Below are 19211 nucleotides of genomic sequence, written 5' to 3'. Positions count from 1 at the left end.
TCTACCTCACCATATCAAAAAGTGTTGAAAGTATTTCATCTGCAACTCTTATTACCCGTGCAGATGCTTCATACATTTTCTGATATTTAACAAGATTAACAGCTTCTTCATCAAGACTCACACCGGAAATATCCTGTCTTCGTTTTTGCATTTCCTGAACTAAAGCATCCTGAAAGTTTTTTTGAGTTTGAGCACTTGAAGAGTAAACACCTATCTCTGAGACAATTGACCTATAAAAATCTACTGGTTTTGCATTCCCTATTACTGGAGCATCAAGAAGTGAATAAATTGCTCTTGCATTTGTGTTATCCATAGGACCTGAACTGGAAGTAGGATCACTGCCTGCTGCTGCAATTTTATTTATATCTGTTATTGCAACTGAAAAATAAAGAGCTGTGTTTGCTTTTATCTGGAAATTAAAATCAAGAGGATTTGAAGGATTTTTTATTGTTATTTCCATATCATTAAAGCTTAGCTTGTAGTAAGTGTCTGTGCCTTCTGTCCATGAAGTTATGGCAGGCGTTACAGGTAAAGAATTTGTAGTATCTGTTACAGTCCAGTTAGTGCCATCATATTGAACTCTATATTCATAATAGGTGCTCTGATTTACATTGTTAATTTTAAAAATAAGATTGCCAATTGAACCAGAGTTTATGTTTAAATCATAAAGGCTACTAAAGAAATTCTCTCCAGTTGAGCCATCAAGTCCATATCCTTTTCTGTGCTGAGCATTTATTGCCTCTGTAAAGTCAAAAACAAACATGTTAAGTCTGTTCATGTATTCAGGAATTACACTATCTCTTAAATCAATCTCTGCCTTAAGCTTTCCTCCATGAATTAATTCTGTTGCATCAATGCTTCCTGATGCTGTCTCAACTTTAAACTGCATGTTTTGATTGCTGTCAAGTCCAACACTCATATGGTAAACCTTTCCTCCATCAACAAGAGGCATGCCTCCAACTAAAATTGAATATCTTCCAGCATTGTCTTCAAAATAGGTAATATTAACAATATCATTAAGCTGCTTTAGGAGATTCTCTCTCTGGTCCTTTGCATCAAGAGCACCAGGGCTTGCAGCAATCTTTTCGTTTAATTCATTTATCTGATCAATATACTGATTTATCTGGTCAACAAGACTCTTACTGTCCTGATAAATCTCGTATCTTTCATCAATTAACGATTTGTATGAAGTATTCATTCTCTGAACAAGATAATTTGCCTTGTCAATAAGTAAAGAACGCTCTGTGGTTCCCTGTGGATTCTGACTCAGTTCTTGCCAGGTATTAAAAAAATCATTTATTACATTGCTTAAGGCAACATCAGAAGCATCATTAAAAATATTTTCAAGCCTCAGCATTCCATTCTGAACAACATTCCAGTAGGCAAGACGACAACTTTCTGTTTTAAGTTGAAGCTCAATAAATGAGTCATACATTCTTCTTATATCTGAAATTTTTACTCCTCTGCCAGAGACTCCCTGGGCACTTATGACTCCTGATGGCATATTTTGAAAAATCACATCCTGTCTTGTGTATCCCTCTGTTGCTGCATTTGAAATATTATGGGATACAACTTCCAGAGCTTTCTGATATGTTAAAACTCCTGTCTTGCCAATATCAAAAAGAGCAGTGAGTGCCATCTATGCCTCCCTTGAAAGGCTCTGCTTTGGTGCTATGCCGAAGGATTCAAGAAATTTGATAGCTGTGTTAATGTGAATTATTGAGCGATCAATAAGTTGCTCGTTTACTTTCTGAATTTCTGAAGTAGCACCTAAAAGAGTTTTCATTGCTGAATATATTTGTTTCAGTCTTTGAGCATCCTGAGTGCTTTCAATCTGCGAGATTATCTCAGATAGAGATTTATCAGATAAATCATGCTTTTTAAGAAGCTTTAGTCTTTCCTGCTCCCATAAAGAAAGTTTCATTATAACTGTTTCTTTGTCTCTCATTATTTTTTCAAGCTCATCACCCTTCAATGCCACAATAGCGTCTCTTTCTTCTGAAACAATTTTATAAAGAGCTTCAAGAAGAGTTTTTTCTTCCTCAAGAATTTTTAAAAGCTCTTCATACAAGCTTATCAATTAAAGCCTCCTTAATCATCTTTCCAGCTATTTCACTTCCTTTAACTTCATATGTGCCTGAATTTATTGTATTTTTAAGCTCATCCACTTTGTCAGCTCTTATATCTGGAATATTGCTTACTTCTACCATAAGCCTTGCAATATTCTTTGCTGCCTCAGAGACAGTAACCTGATCTTTTGTAAGAACCTCTTCTGTTCTTTCTGGATTCTTTCCCTGCGATTTCTCAGGTGCGAGCTGAGCATTTGGTGCTATTCCATCTATTCTTATTGGACCTCCTATCATTTAAAACACCTCCTTTTTTGATATTGTTTAATATATTAAATCGTCGATTTTTCAAAATTATTTATCAGAGCTACCGGATTCATAGCCTTTCCATCTTTACGAACTTCAAAGTGAAGATGAGGTCCTGTTGTTCTTCCTGTGGAGCCTGAAAGAGCAACAACACTCTGAGGAGTAACAGTATCCCCTGTTTTGACAAGATTTTTTGAATTATGAGCATAAACAGTCTGAATCCCATTTCCATGATCAACTATAACACAGTTTCCATATCCACCTCTCCAGCCAGAGTAAACAACTTTTCCAGATAAAACTGGTTTAACAGGCGTGCCCTCCGGAACTGCTATATCAATTCCATTATGATGCCTTAGCTTTCCATCTATTGGATCAATTCTTAATCCAAAGGAGGATGTTATTCTACCTGAAACTGGTAAAGAAAGCTTATTAGGCAGATTATTTTGTTGTTCCTGTTTTTCTGAAGGAGGTTTCAGTTCAATTTTCTGGTTTTTTGAAATACTATTTAAAAAATTCGGATTCTCAGTTAAAAAATTTCCTATTCCAACACTACCAGCCATCATTTCCGCTATCTGGGGAATTACAATTGTCATATAAGTGGATGTTGTTCTGTCTTGACCAAAAGATGTATTTTCAAACATGACCTTTAATAACTCAGTAAGAAAAACTGTTTCAATTTTTTTTGAAAGTTCTTTAGCATCGTGGGAAACCTTTATATCTTGTGTATTAACTTTCTCTATCATAATTACCTCACATTATGATTAAATCAGCCTTTAAAGCACCAGAAGTCTTTAATGCCTCGAGTATTGAAATTAAATCTTTTGGAGTTACTCCAAGAGCGTTTAAGGCTTTAACAAGCTCTCCAACAGTAGAGCCTTTTACTTCCAGAAGGGACGCTTGTTTTTCTTCAACTTTTACCTCAGTTCTCGGAACAGTCTCTGTTCTTGCTCTTTCATGAGCTAAAGGAGGTGGCTGAATTACTTCTGGAGTTTCTTTAATTGTAATTGTTAAGCCTCCATGAGAAAGTGCTACAGGAGTTATTTTTACATGAGAGCCAATAACAACAGTGCCAGTTCTCTCATTTATTACTACTCGAGCTGGCAAATCTGTTGAAACTTCAATTTTTTCAACCTCAGCCATGAAATCAAGCACATTTCCTCTATAATTCAATGGAACACTAACTGCTACAGTGCTTGGGTCTAAAGCTTTTGCAATCCCTGTTTTGAAGGTATCATTGATTTTTTCAGCAATATTCCTGGCAGTGGTTATATCTGGAAACTGAAGAAGAAGTTGAAGCTCATTTTTTGCATTTAAATTAACTGGAACTGCTTTCTCTACAATAGCTCCCTCAGGAATGTATCCAACATTTTGGTGATTTTTTATTGCCTGAGCAGCCCTTCCAGCAGCAATAAATCCACCTATTGAAACAGGACCCTGCGCAACTGCATAAACTTCTCCATCAGGACCTGTAAGAGGAGTCATAAGAAGTGTTCCACCTTGAAGGCTTTTTGCATCTCCAATTGATGAAACCTGAACATCAATCTTTGTACCTGGTCTGACATTAGTAGGTAACTTTGCAGTAACCATCACAGCTGCAACATTTTTCACCTTTCCTTTCAGATCTTTTACATTCACAGTAATTCCCATTCTGCTGAGCATATTTGCAATTGGTTGATAAAGATAGGTGCCGTCTTTGTCTCCTGTTCCATTTAAACCAACAACAAGACCATAGCCAACAAGCTGGTTTTCTCTTATGCCTGCCCAGTTTGCGATATCCTTTATTCTTTCAGCAGAAGCATTTGATATAAAAAGAAAAATAGCAAGAAATATAAAAAATAAAACAGGATACCCGTTGAGGGTGCATGGAATGACTTCTTCTTTAAAGCTTTGAAGAAGTCTAAATTTTAACTTCATCCATCGCCTCCTTTTTCCATTACGGAGTAATTGTAAACAATCTCCTTAAAAGGGCCAGATTTTGTCAAGCAGTCTTACGAGCCAGCCCTGAGACTGTTTATCACCAATTGTGCCTTCACCAACAAGATATATCTGTGCATCTGCCACATACTGACTGAGAATTGTATTATTCTGACTTATATCATCAGGCCTTATAATTCCTCTTAAAACAAGAATTTCTTTTTCATTGTTTATAATGATTTCTTTTCTTGATTCTATGACAAGGTTACCATTAGGTAAAACTTCAACAACCTTTGCTGTAATTGTTCCAGTAATCTTACCTGCTCTCTCTGTGTCTCCGTCTCCTTTAAAATCGCTTTTTGCAGAACCTTTAACTGATGGAGAAAAAACATTTCCCGCTTTGTAAAATCCATTTATAAGAGGAAGATTTTGGATATTAAAATCTGTATTCATGCCAAAAAATGTATTAAGTCCATAATTTGCTCCGGAATCTCTTGATGCAGAGGTTGAAGCTTTTTTCTGTGCTGATGTTGATTCATTGATTATGATGGTTACAAGGTCATTTACTCTTCGGGCTTTTTTATCTTCATACAAAGAAGCTTTGTTCCTCCATAAAGAACCCTCTGTTGTCAATTCAGTTTGAGGAGGTTCAGGATAATATTTTGGAGGCATTCCTGCATTTTTAATATCTCTTACTTCTTTAAGTTCTGAACAGGATGTAAGAAAAATTATAAAAAGGCTCGCTAAAATTAATTTTCTCATAATCCTACCCTCACTTTATCTTTATCAATTAGTTTGCCAACAATTTCTTTGCCAGTTTGTAATCTTACCCATGCATTCCCTCCAACTACAGCGTCAGATTTCAAAACACCTTCTGTCATTATAGTGACCTGTCCAGATTGCAGTATTACACTTACAACATTTCCTTTTTTAACTGGTGTATTAGGATAAAGATAATCTTCTTTAATTATCAAACCTTTAGCAAGAGTTTTTTTGAGTGTTTTTCCTATTATTAAATTGCGCTCTGTAATTGCTCCCACAGGGATTCTGCTTAAAGGTTGTTGTATCTCAAGAATATCTTCTTGTTTTATGATTTCTCCTCTCTTTAAAACTCTTTGAGTAACATAAACTGTGGTTAGGATTTCATAATTTGCCAGAGCTCTATACTGTCTTGCATTGCAATTAAAGGTAAACTCTATTGAGCTTGGCCTTTTTATTTCTCTAATTTTTATATTTTCTGGGATACAGCTTTTTTGAGGTTCAAAACCTATAAATTTTATCTGTCCAATCTGGACTTTTTGGTTAACCGATGTTTTTATCTCTTTTGAAAGCAATTCTGCTAAAATACTGCTATCAAAAGCAAAGCTTGATGAAATTAGCAAAAAACAAATAAAAATTATCAAAAAAACTAAAACTTTACGCATTTTTTACCTCTTAAGAGAAGCCACTGTTTGTAACATTTCATCAGAGGTCTGCACTGCCTTGGAATTGATGTCAAAAGCTCTTTGTGCGATAATTAGATTTGCAAGCTCTTCAACAATATTTACATTTGACATTTCTAAAAAGCCCTGAACAATTCTTCCTCTTCCTTCTGTGCCTGGAGCACCAGTTGTAGGTGTGCCTGATGCATCTGTTTCAATGAAAAGATTTTTACCAATTGCCTGCAGTCCACCTGGATTTATAAATCTTGCAAGTTCAATAGTTCCAATCTGGACAGGTGCAACTGTGCCTGGCTGTAACACTGTTACAGTTCCATCAGCACCAACTGTTATTTTTAATGCATCAGCTGGAACAGTAATTCCAGGTTCGATTGGATATCCATCATTTGTTACAATTCTTCCATCTTTATCAATTCTGAAATTACCAGCTCTTGTATAAGCAATAGTTCCATCAGGCAGTGTAACCTGGAAAAAGCCATCTCCATCAATTGCCAGATCAAGGTCATTACCAGTGTTTACAAGATCACCAGGAGTAAAAAATTTTGCTACAGCAACAGGTCTAACACCAAGACCAATTTGAATTCCAGTAGGATATTGTGTTCCATCATCAGAAGGTGCGCCAGGATTAATAATATTCTGATAAAGTAAATCCTGAAACTCTGCTCTTCCTTTTTTGAATCCTGTTGTATTCACATTTGCAAGATTATGAGAAATAACATCTAAATTTAGTTGCTGTGCATACATTCCAGTAGCTGCTGTAAAAAGAGACCTTAACATTTTCTACCTCCTTTATATTCTTGCAATTTCATTAACTGCTCGTTGGGCAAGCTCATCAAAATTTCTTGTTGCTCTCTGAGTCAGATCAAAATTTCTTATAGCCTGAATCATCTGAACCATTTCACTCATTGGATTTACATTTGATCCTTCAATCCAGCCCTGAAGAATCTCACCATTTGCCTGTCCTGCCTCTAATCCTTCATAAAGAGAATTTCCAAGATGCCTGAGATTATTAAGTTTTACAACTTTAATTCTTCCCACAGGATTTCCATCAACTGAGACACTGCCATCTTTGCCAATCTCTATTTTTGTCCCATCAATTACTATTGGATTGTTATTTTCATCAAGAACTCTTAGACCTGCCTGGGTGATGAGAAAGTTCTCTTTATCTCTTGTAAAAGAACCTTCACGAGTGTAAAAAATTTTATCTCCTTGCCTTACAGCAAAAAATCCTTCTCCCTTTATCGCAAGATCAAATGGATTCTGCGTTTGTTTTAGAACACCCTGTGATGTATCAATATATTGGGTTGCAAAATATGTTTGAGCTCTTGCATCCTGATAAATAGCATTCAGCTCAGATGGTCTTCCTGAAAGAAGGGGATAAAGCCTGCTTGCAAATTGTTGCCTTTTATAACCTGTTGTATTAATATTTGCAAGATTATGAGATACAGCTTCAAGCTCCTTTTCTCTCATGAACATGCCAGTCATTGTTATGTAAATTCCTTTATACATCCTGATAAATTGTAAAGCAAGAGCTATGCCAACTTTTTAAATAGTTGCTATTTGGGAAAAGTTAAAAAAATTAAGAAGTGTATTAAGCGAAAGATACTTGCAGGTAGGAAAAATTTTCCTATTTCTTCTAAAACCTGAAATTGCCAATGGAAAATTCACTTTCGCTTTCTCAGAGATTTTTTAACAGCAAAAGTGAGTTTCCTATCGGCAATCTGAGGAACATTCGTAATCTTGACAAAAGATTTTATTAATACTAAAATGTAATTCTAAGAGGTAACCGTTTACCATGGAAAAAATATCTTCAGGCATAAAAGGATTAGATAATCTAATTGATTTTATTTATCCTGGTGATAATGTTGTATGGGAAGTTAATTCAGGAACTTCTTATGAAATTTTTATAAAAAAATTCATTGAAGCCTCGTATTTTAATTCAAAAGATATTGTATATGTGAGTTTCAACAAATCAGTTCAAACCCTTTTAAAAGAATTTAATAACTGTATCAACGATAAATTCCATATAATTGATTGTTTTACTTCAGGAAAAGGTAAAAACGATGCAACTTTTTTAAGGGACTATGAAGAAATTAGTAAAAGAATTGACATTATTAGACTGTCAGATCCTTCAAATCTCGACAAGCTTACAGATGCCATATCTAAAGTTGAATGCAAAATTTCCTCTCAGATCTACTATATATTTGACAGTTTAACCGGAATGCAAAATCTTATTAAAGATGAGAGTTATACTTATAGTTTTTTTACTTATATGTGTCCAAGACTATTTGACCTTGACAGTGTAGCCTACTGGATTTTAGATAAAGACGCCCACAGTCAGAATTTTAAAGCAAATATCAGACATATAACTCAGGTAGTTCTGGAACTATACAGAAGGAAAAATAATCTTTACATTAAGGCACTTAAATTGTCAAGGAGAAAAAATCGTGATGCCTTCAAACCTCATATTTATGAAATAACTGACAGTGAAGAAATACAAATTAAAACAACTGATCAAATACCTGCACTGGATATTGGAAGCAAGTTAAGAGAGATAAGAATCTTGAAGAACATTAGCCAAAAAGAGTTAGCAGAAAAAGTTAATCTTACACCTGGATTTATTTCCCAGATTGAAAACAACCAGATAGTTCCGTCTATTATATCCTTTATACAAATTTGTGAAGTTCTTGGAGTTAGAGCAAGTGAGATATTGACTGAAAACAGAATAGAAGAAAAACCTGTCATAAAAAAACAAGATATACTATGCAAGCTTCCTCATAAAATTTCCTTTGCAGAGGTGTATAAAGTTTTATCTGATGAAAAATTTCAAGCCTATATTGTTGTGATGCCTCCCAATTCTTCTGTAAAAGAACATTTTCCCATAAAAAAAGAATTGATGTTTGCCTTTATAACAAAAGGAGAAATTTCAGTAACTTTAAATGGCTTTACTTACAATCTCCAGGAAGGAGACTTTCTGTATATTAAAAAATCTATGCCAGAAAAATGGTATAACAAAGGAGGTGAAAAGGCAGAGTTATTGATTATTAGCAGATAATTATTTATTTTTTCTCAATTTTTTAAAGAGGCAAAAAATATGATTGATATTTTTTTGCCTTTAAGAGTTAGTAATACTAAACTAACTCGGGAAAAATTTATTAATACTTTAGGAGGTTTATCATGAATGTATTTCCAGGTCAACCAAATGCAAGTTCAGCAACAGGAACCCGTAACAGGGTTTCTGACCCAGCTCCGTCTTCAGGCATCTGTTCTGTCTGTCTTGATGGATGCCCGGCATTCTGCGAAGTTGGAAAATCTTCATTCAGAGGAAGAGAAGTAATTTATCCAGGACCTTTTGGAAAGGTCACAGCAGGAGCAACAAAAAAGTATCCTGTTGATTACTCTCATCTTAATATTCAGGGAACATGCGTCGGTGCAATAGGAATTGAGCCTGATCCTGATAAAGCTATATTCCCTGCTGTTAATGTTGAAAGAGAAATCGGGAAGAACTATAAAATTAAGCTTCGCATTCCTATATTTACAGGTGCTCTTGGTTCTACAGACATTGCAAAAGACAACTGGGAAGGGCTTGCCATAGGTGCGGCAATTTCAGGAATTATGGTTGTAATTGGTGAAAATGTAGTTGGCATGGATCCAAAAGCTGAGTTTGGAAAAAACGGTAAAGTCACAAAATCTCCGGAGCTTGAAAGAAGAGTAAAATGCTTTAAAGAATGGTATGATGGATATGGCGAAATAATTCTTCAGCAAAATGTAGAAGATGTCAGACTCGGATCAGCTGAATATGCTATAGAAAAACTTGGTGTAACTTGCATTGAGCTTAAGTGGGGGCAGGGAGCAAAGGACATTGGCGGAGAGGTAAAACTTAAAAGCTTAGAGAGAGCTCTTGAATTAAAGAAAAGAGGTTATATAGTTCTTCCAGACCCTGAAGACCCGATTTTTCAGAAAGCCTATAAAGATGGTGAATTTAAGGAGTTTGAAAGACATTCAAGACTGGGCATGGTAGACTACGAAAGTTTTGAAAAATCAGTTAAACATTACAGAAAATCTGGTGCAAAGTTTATTTCCCTTAAAACAGGTGCCTATAGAATTACTGACCTTGCAAGAGCAATTCGTTTTGCCTCTGATGCAGAAATAGATCTCGTAACAATTGACGGTGCTGGTGGTGGAACAGGAATGAGCCCATGGAGAATGATGAACGAATGGGGTATTCCAACAATTTATCTTCAGTCAATTGCCTATAACTTTGCAAAACAGCTTGCAGCAAAGAAAAAATATGTTCCAGACCTTGCAATAGCTGGTGGATTCTCTCTTGAAGACCACATATTCAAGGCACTGGCATTAGGCGCACCATACTTTAAAGCAGTATGTATGGGAAGAGCCTTGATGATTCCAGCCTTTGTCGGAAAGAATATACAAAAATGGCATGAGGATGGCAAACTTCCTGCGGACATAGCAAAATATGGAAACTCTGTGGAAGAAATCTTTATAACATCTGAACTATTGAAGAACAAATACGGCAAAGCCTTCAAAAAACTTCCATGGAGTGCTATTGCCATGTATACCTTTGTTGATCGACTTACTCTTGGATTAAAACAGCTTATGGCTGGTGCAAGAAAGTTCTCAATTGAGTATCTTGACAGAAATGACCTTGTAGCACTTACAAAAGAAGCCTCTGAAGTAACAGGTATTCCTTATGTAATGGAAGCTGATATGGAGGAAGCTCAGAAAATTCTTTTAGATTAATTTTCAAAGGAGAGGTTCACACCTCTCCTTTATTTTTTAAAAAAACTACTTCCTTGTCAGTTTGAGAACACTGACAATAGTATTCTCTCCAACTACAGCGTCAGATTTAAAAATGCCCTCTACCATTATGCTGAAATGGGAAATTTTTCCTGAATGGAATTTTATGCTTCAATGTCTATTTTATGTTCTGAAGATTCTCGGGGTGTAGTTTTACCCTCAGGTTGTTCTTCCTTCTTTTTAAATTTTTTTCTCAGTTTATATTTTGCAAAAACAGAACCTTCTTTTACAGATCTTATAGCGCTGTAAGGTCCCAGGGGATCTATTTTATCTTCAGGGTTCATTTTTTAACTCAGTAAATAATCTTTTTGTTGGTCAAACTTAATTTTGAAGAGTCCTATAAGCTCATTTATAGCATCCTCTGTCAAACCAAGAGATTCAAAGTCTATCTGAGTTATAAATGGCTCTTTTAATCCTATCCCAAGATTAAGACATATCTGGTCTGCAACTCTCACAATATTACATATATCCGCAAATGCCTGATCTTCATAATCTGGATATGGATTTGTATGATGGTAGGTTATTACCATTTCTAATTTTTCTGGAAGTTTCCATTTTTTTGCAATAAGATTGCCTATAAGCGTATGGTTAAATCCTAAGGTTTCATCTTCAATTTCTATTACCGGACGATTTTCTTTATACATTTTTTCATAGATTTGAAAATAAACTTCTGGCATTGCATTGTTTATAACTGTTTTACCTACATCGTGGATTAGTCCACAAACCAATGCCTCATCTGAAGTTACCATCTGAGTTGCCATAGCAAGTAAACTTGAACAAAGAGCCACTCCGAGACTGTGTTCCCACAGTCTTTGCTCAAATACTCCAAAATTTCTATATAAATCCCTTAATGAAGTTGCAATAACAAGCGACTTAAGAGTTTCAAAGCCAATGAGAAGTATTGCCTGAGAAATATTCTCAATTTTTCTATCACGACCATAATAAGGAGAATTTGCTATTCTTAAAAGTCTTGTTGCAAATCCCTGATCTCTGGAGATTATCTCCTCAAGAGCTTTTAAAGAAGCATGATCATCATAAATAAGTCCCATAACTTTCATGGCAATTGGTGGCAAAGAAGGTATGTCAACTGTTTTAAGAATTATTCTTTCTATAATTTCTTCCTGCAAAAATACCTCCTACACTGCATTTATTATTTCACCAGCCATCTCTTCAAGAGATACCACTTTATCAGCCAATCCTGCCTCTACAACTGCTCTCGGCATACCATATACTACACAACTTTCTTCATTTTGAGCAAATACCCTTCCACCTGTTTCTTTTATTTTCCTGCATCCCTTTGCTCCATCATTACCCATTCCTGTAAGAATTACTCCGAGAGTCCTTCCAGGATAGGATTCTGCCACAGACATCATCAACACATCCACACTTGGACGATAGATAAATTCTTCTCTGTCTTCTGAAATAGAAACAAAAGTTTCAATGCCTCTTCTTTTAATTCTCATATGTCCTCTACCAGGAGCAACATATACAACACCTGGCTTTATAGGCTCGCCTTCTTCAGCCTCTTTTACTGAAAGCTGACTTAGCTGATCAAGTCTTTCAGCAAAAGGCTTTGTAAAATTAGGTGGCATATGCTGAGCAATTACTACAGGAACAGGAAAATCCTTAGGTAGTTTTGGAATAATCTCCTGAAGAGCCTTTGGTCCTCCTGTTGATGTTCCTATGGATACAATACCTACTTTTCTTTCTGTTGTTATTCTTGTTTTAGGAATCTCAACCTTAGGAACTTCAATTTTGGGCTCAGCAGGTTTAATAACAGGTTTTCTTTTTACAAGCCCTCGTTTGCCAATTGTTTTAATTTTATCAATTAACATTCCCTTAATTTTTACAATGTTTACAGAAAGCTCAGCAAGATTTTTAGGGATAAAGTCAACTGCACCAAGTTCCAATGCTTCAAGAGTAACTTTTGCTCCTTCAGTTGTCAGAGAACTTACCATAATAACAGGAACAGGACATTTTTGCATTATCTCTTTCAGCGCAGTTATGCCATCCATTCTTGGCATTTCAACATCCAGCGTTACAATATCAGGCTTGAGTTCCTGAACCATCTGAACAGCCTCAACTCCATCCCTTGCTGTTCCAATTACCTTAATTTCAGGGTCTTCCTGTAGCATAGCTGTTATTGCCTTTCTCATAAAAGCAGAATCATCAACTACTAAAACTTTTATCATAATTAACACTCCTTAAAAACCAAATTCTTTAAGAAGCTCATCAACATCTTCCTGTGAAACTTTCTCAACTTCTTTTGTGACAGCTTCCTTTTCCTCAATTTTTAATCCAAAAGTGGTTATAAGACGGATAAGTTCAATCTCAAGGTCTCCTACAAGATTGATTACCTTTTTAAGAACCTGGCCTGTAAGATCCTGAAAAGACTGAGTTGTGAGAATCTCTGTTAAATCATCTTCAAGAGAATTTTTAAAATCTCTTAAGAATTCTATGCTTTCCTGTGGTCCTTGAAGTCCTCTTATATGATTCGCCAGATCATCCATTTTTAAAATATATTTTTCAACAATTTCCATTGTTTTATTTGCTGCCTCTTCTGTTTTATCAATTACCATCTGAAGTTGATCAACTGCTCTTGGCATTCTTTCAGTAGCTATTTCTTTTAATCTTGGGTCAAGAGCTTCTCTAAAGCTTTTCAAAGAGTCATGTAGTTTTCTGGCAACTTTTCCTACTTCTTTAAATAGATCACTCTGACTTTTCTGAATTATATTATTCATTATTCTGTCTGCATACTCATAGTCTCCTTGAGCAACTGCATTCATAAAACTGGTTATTTCCTCAAGTAAAAGATATTTTGGATCATCCTTTGTTATACCTTTTTTTTCGTAAAATCTTATGGGATCTACAATTTCACTTACTGTGACTTCTCCTGCAATGCTGCTGACTTTTTTTACAACTTCTACTTTATCTCCCTCCTCATGAACTTCAATTATTTCTTCCTCAAAAAGGCTCTGGTCTTCTGCAGGAATTAATTTTTTTATATCAAGTAAAACAAGTAATCTATCGTTTAAACGAGCAACTCCTTCTATGGCACTCTGTCCATGCTGCATAAACTCTTCAGCGGATTCAATTTCTTTTTCATCTATGTTTACCACTCCAGTAATATTATCAACTAAGGCACCAAAAACTGCCCTGCCCGATGAGACAACAACTACTTTTCCTGCAACTGTTTCTTCTTCAATGCCAAGAATTCTTTTTAGATTTACAATGGGAATTACTCTACCACGAAGATTTGTGACTCCTTCAACATAAAAAGGCACTCCAGGCATTTTCGTAATTTGAGGAAGCTTAATAATTTCCTGAACTTGAAGAATAGGAATAGTGTATTCATTTTTACCCAGAATAAAACCAATATACTGTTTCATTTGCCATCTCCTTAAATTTATTTCATAGTTAAGACTTTTCTTGAAAGCAAAGCAAGGTCAAGTATTAAAACAACCTTGCCATCTCCTGTTATTGTAGCACCCATTATTCCACATTCTTCAGAGTCTACACCATTTATAGTTTTTATGACAATTTCTTCCTGCCCAAGCACAGAGTCCACAGAGATACAAAATCTTTTGTCTCCCACACTTGCTACAAGAACATATTTTCTCTGATTTTCAGCACTACCAAAGGCTCCAAGAATTTCATTGAGCATAAAAAGTGGCAAAACTCTGTTTCTTACTGTAAGAACCTTTTGGCCTGTTACTTCTTTAATTTCATTAATATCTACTCTTAAGGTCTCCTCAATCATAGATTGAGGTATAGCATAAACTTCCTGCCCAACCTGAACCATCATAGCCTGAATTATTGCAAGTGTAAGAGGTAAACTTATTCTGAAAGTTGTGCCCTTGTCTTTTTCAGTAAATATTTCTACATATCCATTTAGTTTTGCTACATTGGATTTCACAACATCCATTCCAACTCCTCTGCCACTCAGCTCTGTTGAGACATCCTTTGTGGAAAAACCTGGTAGAAAAATTAAATTTATTATTGCCTCTTCAGACAGCTTTTCAGCTTCTTCTAAGGTTATAAGCCCTTTTGTAATTGCCTTTGCTTTAACTGCTTCAACATCTATTCCTTTGCCATCATCAGATATATCTATAACAATCTGAGTTCCCTTTTGATAGGCATTAATAACAATCTTGCCTTGTGATGGTTTTCCCTTTGAGATTCTCTCTTCAGGTGTTTCTATTCCATGATCTATTGAATTTCTTATTATATGAACAAGTGGGTCTCCAATATGCTCAATAACTGATTTGTCAACTTCTGTATCTTCGCCAATAATTTCAAGATCCACTTCTTTCCCGAGGGTTCTTGCAAGGTCTCTCACCATTCTTGGAAATTTTACAAATACTTTTTGCAGCGGCTGCATTCTCATCTTCATTACCGCAAGCTGAAGATCTGAAGTAACTCTGTCAAGAAAGGCTGTAGTTTCAACAAGTCCTTCTATATGTTCATCCCCTGCGTATTTTGCTTCAAGTTTATTTGAAAGATTTAAAAGTCTGTTACGTGCAAGAACTATCTCTCCAGCAAGATCCATAACCTTATCTATCCTTTCAACATCAACTCTAAGAGTGGAGACTTCTTTTTCTTTTGGAGCCTGTGCAGTGGATTCTCTGGGCTCTGTAGTTTTTACTTCAACCTCCTGAGATTCAATTTTTTCAACTTTTTCAAAAACTTCACCGGTTTCTGAAACCTTTTTCTGAGAAGCTTTCTGAAGAGCACTATCAAGTAAATCAAGAATTGGCTTAATATCTTCTTTAGGTTCTTCTCTTGCTTTAATATGAGAAATCAAGATTTTTAATGTATCTACTGCTTTAAGAATTGCATCGGTGAGTTCTGGTGAAATTGAGATTTCACCTTCCCTGACTTTTTTCAGAATTGTCTCAGCTCTATGAGCCACATCAACAACATTCTGAAATCCAAGAAATCCTGCAGCACCTTTAAGAGTATGCATTCCTCTGAATATCTCATTTATAATTTCAGGGTCCTCACCTTTACTTTCAAGCTCTACAAAAAGAGGATCAATCTGTTCAAGAATCTCTTCAGCTTCCACTATAAATTCATTTATTATTTCATCCATCTCATCAGCCATTATTGTCCTCCTTTAAGAGATGGTTTTTTCTGGGCGATTTTTTCAAGCTTTTCTTTAAGAACCTCTCCTGTAAAAGGTTTTACTATGTAATTGTCAACGCCTGCTTTAATTGCTTCAATAACTTTTTCTTTTTCAGCTTCTGCTGTAACCATCAAAAATGGTATATCCTTAAGCTGAGGGTCACTTCTTATATGTTTTAAAAGTTCTATTCCCTCCATTACAGGCATGTTCCAGTCCGAAACAACAAGTCCATAATCACCTGCTTTTAACTTTCTTAAAGCATCTTCTCCATTTTCTGCTTCTTCTATATTTTCAAATCCCAGCTGTTTTAAAAGATTTTTTACAATCCTCCGCATTGTTGGAAAGTCATCAACAACCAGAACTTTTATTTTAAAATTAAACATCTTACCCCTCCCTTATCTATTAAAAATTTTTTTTATTATTTTTTTCATGCTCTCAGTAATCTGCTCAGCATTTGTAGGTTTTACAAGATAGTCATCAACACCTACTTCAAAAGCTCTCTTTTTTTCATCTTCATCAGCTTCTGTTGTTATCATAACCACTGGAATGTGAGAAAAATCAGGATTTGCTTTTACCTGTTTTGTTAGCTCTATTCCATCCATGTATGGCATATTCATATCTGTAAGAATTAAGTTTATTTTCTCAAGTCCAAGCTTCTGCAATGCTTCAAGTCCATTTTCAGCAGTAACAACTTCATAGCCTTTGCTTTTAAGAATCAGAGTAATCATTTTTCTTGTTGTTTTATCATCATCTACTACAAGAATTTTCATAAAGTTTTCCTCCTCTCTAAACTTTTTGATATACAACAACTTTATTTATAACAACAGGACGAAAAGCCCTTGTAATGTTATGAAGACTTTCTGATGTCCCCACAAAAAGATAACCCTTTGGACGCAAAACATCATAGATAAGAGAAACTGCCTTTTTCTTTGCCTTATCATCAAAATAAATTAAGACATTTCTGCAAAATACCACATCCATGCCTTTAAGTTGTTTAACTTCTTTTTCTTCTATAAGATTTATGTTCATAAATTTTACCATTGACTTTACAGTTTCAGAAAGAACATAAATACCACCTGAATCTTTAAAATACTTTGCCATATACTGAGGTGGAACATTTCGAACAGAGTAAGAGCCATACATGCCTCTTCTTGCAGACATTAAAACTGATTCACTTATATCAGAAGCATATATTTCCTTTCTAATTGAAACTAATTCAGGTTTTTCAAGTAATATCATCGCAATTGTATATGGTTCTTCTCCTGTAGAGCAAGCAGCGGACCATATTTTTATGTCCTTTCTGCCCATTTGGCCATTTTCCTTAATTATTTGCGGAATAAGATCATTTGAAAATACTTCAAATTGTTGAGGTTCTCTGAAGAAAAAAGTCTCATTTGTTGTAACTGCGTCAAAAAGTCTTCCTATATCATGTTTATTGGCACTGTATTTTAAGAAATAAAGATAGTCTTCAAAATTACGCAGATTTTTTTCCTTTAAAATTCTGCTCAGTCTGTTTTCAAGAAAGTATTTTTTATTATCAGGCACATATATTCCTGTCTTTTCATAGATAAAATCCCTCAATTGTTTAAAAACTTCATCATTTATTGTTACAGAAGAGGAAGTAGTCTGAGTTATCATATTTTTTGCAAAACCTCCTCTATTTTTTCTTTAACTTCCCTGTGAGGATGTTCTCTTTTAGAAGCAAGAATGTCATAAACCTGAGCACCACCTATTTCTCCTAAAGCCTCCACTGTAGCAATTACAACAGGAGGGAATGGATCATCCAGAAGAGGAATGAGTTTTTCCATTAAAATTTCTGGTGCACAAGCTTTGCTAATTGATTTTACAGCATAATATCTAACCCATGGGTCTTCATCTTCAAGACACTGAAACAATACATCAGAACAAAAATTAGCTTCTCCAAGAGCTAAAATAGCTGCTTTTTTTAACTCTAAGGCATCAGATTTAATAAATTCAAGAATTTTAGCTATAGCTTCTTCTGTAGCAACTCTACCAAGTCCGTATATAGCAGCTTTTTGCACTTCTTTGTCTTCACATTGAGAAAGCATATTTAAAATATCTATTGAATAAGTCATTCCTGCCAGAGCCTGCTTTACTTCTTTTTTATAAGACTTTAAATTTTTTAAAAATCTCTCCTGATCAATTGATATAAGAGCTGCAACAATTGCTTCAATAATGTCTGGATATGCTTCTTTTTCAAGTAAATGATAAAGAGGCTCATAGGCTTCTGGAACTCTTATCATTCCAAGAGCTTCTATAGCTGCTTTTTTCACATTTGCATCAGGGTCTTCAGTGCTCCTTTTTATAAGTGGCTGTAATACTTCTTTGTCACCAATTTCGCCAAGTGCTTTTGCAGATGCTATTCTTATGTCCCTTTTTATGTCTTCAAGAAGTTTTATGAGAACTGGGACTGCTTTTTTACTTCTTAATTTACCAAGCACTTTTATAACAAAAGCTTTTGCTCTATACTTAAGTTTGTTTTTTTCAATCATTGAAATAAGTTCATCCTCTGAATCTATTGAAAGTAAAGTTTCTTGCAAAGCCTCTATTTTTTCTTCATAGTCAAAACAACTTGGATCAAGAGCTCCAGCTTCTTCTACAATAAGAGGAACAGCCTCTACAAGATTTAATAGTTTTACTGCCTTTAAAGCTATCAGCTTTTCTTCCCACTCCTGTTCTGCAAAAATAGAAAGAATTTCTTCCTTTAAACCCTGTCCATCTGGAATTATGCCTATTCTTATTAAGGCTTTAACAATCTCCTTCTTTTCATCTTTTGTTGCAACAGGAAAATATTTTAAAAGGGGAGCAGCAACTTTTTCTGTTCCTATTTTCCCGAGAGTATCAATTGCTTCTGCTTTAATTAAAAGAGAGTCAGTACTTAAAAGAAGCTCGCCTATGCTTTCTGAAGCCTCTTCTGCCTTGAGTTGAGCAAGAGCCTGTAAAACATAAAAAACAACCCATTCTTCATCTTTCAAACACTCAATTAAAATAGGAATTGCTTCTTTGTATCCAAGTTCTCCTAATGCATGAGCAGCAGCAGCCCTGACATTTCCGTTTTCATCTTTAAGTAAAGGAAGAATTCTTGCTCCATCAAATCCTTCTTTTATATCTGCAATTAAATCAAGGGCAAACTTTCTTATATCAGAGTCTTTATCCTTGAGAAGTTTGTAAATAACCTCTGGTGCTCTATGCCCTATTTCTTTAATTATTAAAATCGCAGTGTTTCTTAAATAAGCTTCTTCCTCTCTTAAAAGCGGAATAACCATATATGTAACAACTTCGCCTGAATTTATTAAAAATCTGTTTTCATTGCCAAGGGAAATTAGAGATTGCATCGCAGCTTCCTGAACAGCTGTGTTTTCATCTTTTAAAGCTTTAATTAATGGATAAACTGCTTTTTCATCAGCATGAGCAAGCTCTTCTGCTGCCTTTCTGCGGATCGATGGGTCAGGATCGTTTAAAAGCTTAAAAACTATCTGCTTTATATTTTTCATAATTAAACCTCCAAAGGCAGTTGATAAT

20 protein-coding genes are annotated in these 19211 nt (G+C 35.1%); 2 read left to right on the top strand and 18 right to left on the bottom strand.

The genetic code is table 11. The features are described from left to right. Position 1: 1 nt before the first annotated feature. Genes flgK through flgF form a run of 9 tightly spaced genes read right to left on the bottom strand, consistent with a single transcriptional unit; the run spans position 2 to position 7234 of the window. Positions 2-1639, bottom strand: a complete 1638-nt coding sequence (gene flgK, locus V4D31_RS01985; RefSeq protein ID WP_353686576.1) for a flagellar hook-associated protein FlgK — start codon at positions 1637-1639, stop codon at positions 2-4. Beyond that, complete coding sequence (locus V4D31_RS01980; protein ID WP_353686575.1) at positions 1640-2080, bottom strand: flagellar protein FlgN; 441 nt, start codon at positions 2078-2080, stop codon at positions 1640-1642. Further along, positions 2064-2363 (bottom strand): flagellar biosynthesis anti-sigma factor FlgM, encoded by a 300-nt coding sequence (gene flgM, locus V4D31_RS01975; RefSeq protein ID WP_353686574.1) that lies wholly within the window; start codon positions 2361-2363, stop codon positions 2064-2066. Before flgM ends, V4D31_RS01980 begins: the two co-directional genes overlap by 17 nt. A gap of 35 nt (positions 2364-2398) precedes the next feature. Further along, on the bottom strand, positions 2399-3115 hold the full coding sequence (locus V4D31_RS01970; RefSeq protein WP_353686573.1) for a M23 family metallopeptidase: 717 nt from the start codon (positions 3113-3115) through the stop codon (positions 2399-2401). A gap of 7 nt (positions 3116-3122) precedes the next feature. After that, positions 3123-4286, bottom strand: coding sequence for a flagellar basal body P-ring protein FlgI (locus tag V4D31_RS01965; protein ID WP_353686572.1), 1164 nt, complete (start codon positions 4284-4286; stop codon positions 3123-3125). Between the two features lie 45 nt (positions 4287-4331). Next, complete coding sequence (locus tag V4D31_RS01960) at positions 4332-5048, bottom strand: flagellar basal body L-ring protein FlgH (protein ID WP_353686571.1); 717 nt, start codon at positions 5046-5048, stop codon at positions 4332-4334. Continuing rightward, complete coding sequence (flgA, locus tag V4D31_RS01955; protein ID WP_353686570.1) at positions 5045-5710, bottom strand: flagellar basal body P-ring formation chaperone FlgA; 666 nt, start codon at positions 5708-5710, stop codon at positions 5045-5047. Before flgA ends, V4D31_RS01960 begins: the two co-directional genes overlap by 4 nt. Positions 5711-5713: 3 nt before the next feature. Then, the gene (flgG, locus tag V4D31_RS01950; protein WP_353686569.1) at positions 5714-6502 is read right to left on the bottom strand and encodes a flagellar basal-body rod protein FlgG; all 789 of its coding nucleotides are present in this window, start codon (positions 6500-6502) and stop codon (positions 5714-5716) included. 12 nt (positions 6503-6514) lie between these two features. Beyond that, a complete protein-coding gene (gene flgF / locus V4D31_RS01945; RefSeq protein WP_353686568.1) occupies positions 6515-7234 on the bottom strand; it encodes a flagellar basal-body rod protein FlgF in 720 nt (239 codons plus the stop codon). 286 nt (positions 7235-7520) lie between these two features. Between flgF and V4D31_RS01940 the strand changes: the two genes are divergently transcribed. Both V4D31_RS01940 and V4D31_RS01935 read left to right on the top strand, forming a co-directional pair. Further along, positions 7521-8780, top strand: a complete 1260-nt coding sequence (locus tag V4D31_RS01940) for a helix-turn-helix domain-containing protein (RefSeq protein ID WP_353686567.1) — start codon at positions 7521-7523, stop codon at positions 8778-8780. A 122-nt stretch (positions 8781-8902) separates the two neighbouring features. Then, complete coding sequence (locus tag V4D31_RS01935) at positions 8903-10486, top strand: FMN-binding glutamate synthase family protein (protein ID WP_353686566.1); 1584 nt, start codon at positions 8903-8905, stop codon at positions 10484-10486. Between the two features lie 161 nt (positions 10487-10647). Here the strand turns inward: V4D31_RS01935 and V4D31_RS01930 are convergent, their stop codons facing one another. The 9 genes from V4D31_RS01930 to V4D31_RS01890 are packed head-to-tail and all read right to left on the bottom strand — an operon-like array spanning position 10648 to position 19183. Next, the gene (locus tag V4D31_RS01930) at positions 10648-10827 is read right to left on the bottom strand and encodes a hypothetical protein (RefSeq protein ID WP_353686565.1); all 180 of its coding nucleotides are present in this window, start codon (positions 10825-10827) and stop codon (positions 10648-10650) included. Positions 10828-10830: 3 nt separating this feature from the next. Continuing rightward, complete coding sequence (locus V4D31_RS01925; RefSeq protein WP_353686564.1) at positions 10831-11670, bottom strand: HDOD domain-containing protein; 840 nt, start codon at positions 11668-11670, stop codon at positions 10831-10833. A 9-nt stretch (positions 11671-11679) separates the two neighbouring features. Further along, a complete protein-coding gene (locus V4D31_RS01920) occupies positions 11680-12735 on the bottom strand; it encodes a chemotaxis response regulator protein-glutamate methylesterase (protein ID WP_353686563.1) in 1056 nt (351 codons plus the stop codon). A gap of 12 nt (positions 12736-12747) precedes the next feature. Continuing rightward, positions 12748-13932 carry a protein phosphatase CheZ gene (locus V4D31_RS01915; protein WP_353686562.1) on the bottom strand — a complete coding sequence of 395 codons (1185 nt, stop codon included), beginning with the start codon at positions 13930-13932 and terminating at the stop codon, positions 12748-12750. A 17-nt stretch (positions 13933-13949) separates the two neighbouring features. Next, the gene (locus V4D31_RS01910; protein WP_353686561.1) at positions 13950-15647 is read right to left on the bottom strand and encodes a chemotaxis protein CheA; all 1698 of its coding nucleotides are present in this window, start codon (positions 15645-15647) and stop codon (positions 13950-13952) included. Then, positions 15647-16051, bottom strand: coding sequence for a chemotaxis response regulator CheY (locus V4D31_RS01905; RefSeq protein WP_353686560.1), 405 nt, complete (start codon positions 16049-16051; stop codon positions 15647-15649). The genes V4D31_RS01910 and V4D31_RS01905 overlap by 1 nt, the downstream gene beginning before the upstream one ends. Before the next feature lie 12 nt (positions 16052-16063). Further along, on the bottom strand, positions 16064-16438 hold the full coding sequence (locus V4D31_RS01900; protein WP_353686559.1) for a response regulator: 375 nt from the start codon (positions 16436-16438) through the stop codon (positions 16064-16066). A gap of 16 nt (positions 16439-16454) precedes the next feature. After that, entirely contained in the window at positions 16455-17306 is an 852-nt protein-coding gene (locus V4D31_RS01895; RefSeq protein ID WP_353686558.1) for a protein-glutamate O-methyltransferase CheR, read from the bottom strand. Beyond that, positions 17303-19183 carry a HEAT repeat domain-containing protein gene (locus V4D31_RS01890; protein WP_353686557.1) on the bottom strand — a complete coding sequence of 627 codons (1881 nt, stop codon included), beginning with the start codon at positions 19181-19183 and terminating at the stop codon, positions 17303-17305. The genes V4D31_RS01895 and V4D31_RS01890 overlap by 4 nt, the downstream gene beginning before the upstream one ends. Between the last annotated feature and the right edge of the window lie 28 nt (positions 19184-19211).

Source organism: Thermodesulfovibrio sp. 3462-1, from assembly GCF_040451425.1.
In the GTDB taxonomy this organism is placed as follows: Bacteria; Nitrospirota; Thermodesulfovibrionia; order Thermodesulfovibrionales; family Thermodesulfovibrionaceae; genus Thermodesulfovibrio; species Thermodesulfovibrio obliviosus.
The sequence above is the reverse complement of the archived record's forward strand: the minus strand, read 5'-3'. Positions and strand labels throughout refer to the sequence as shown.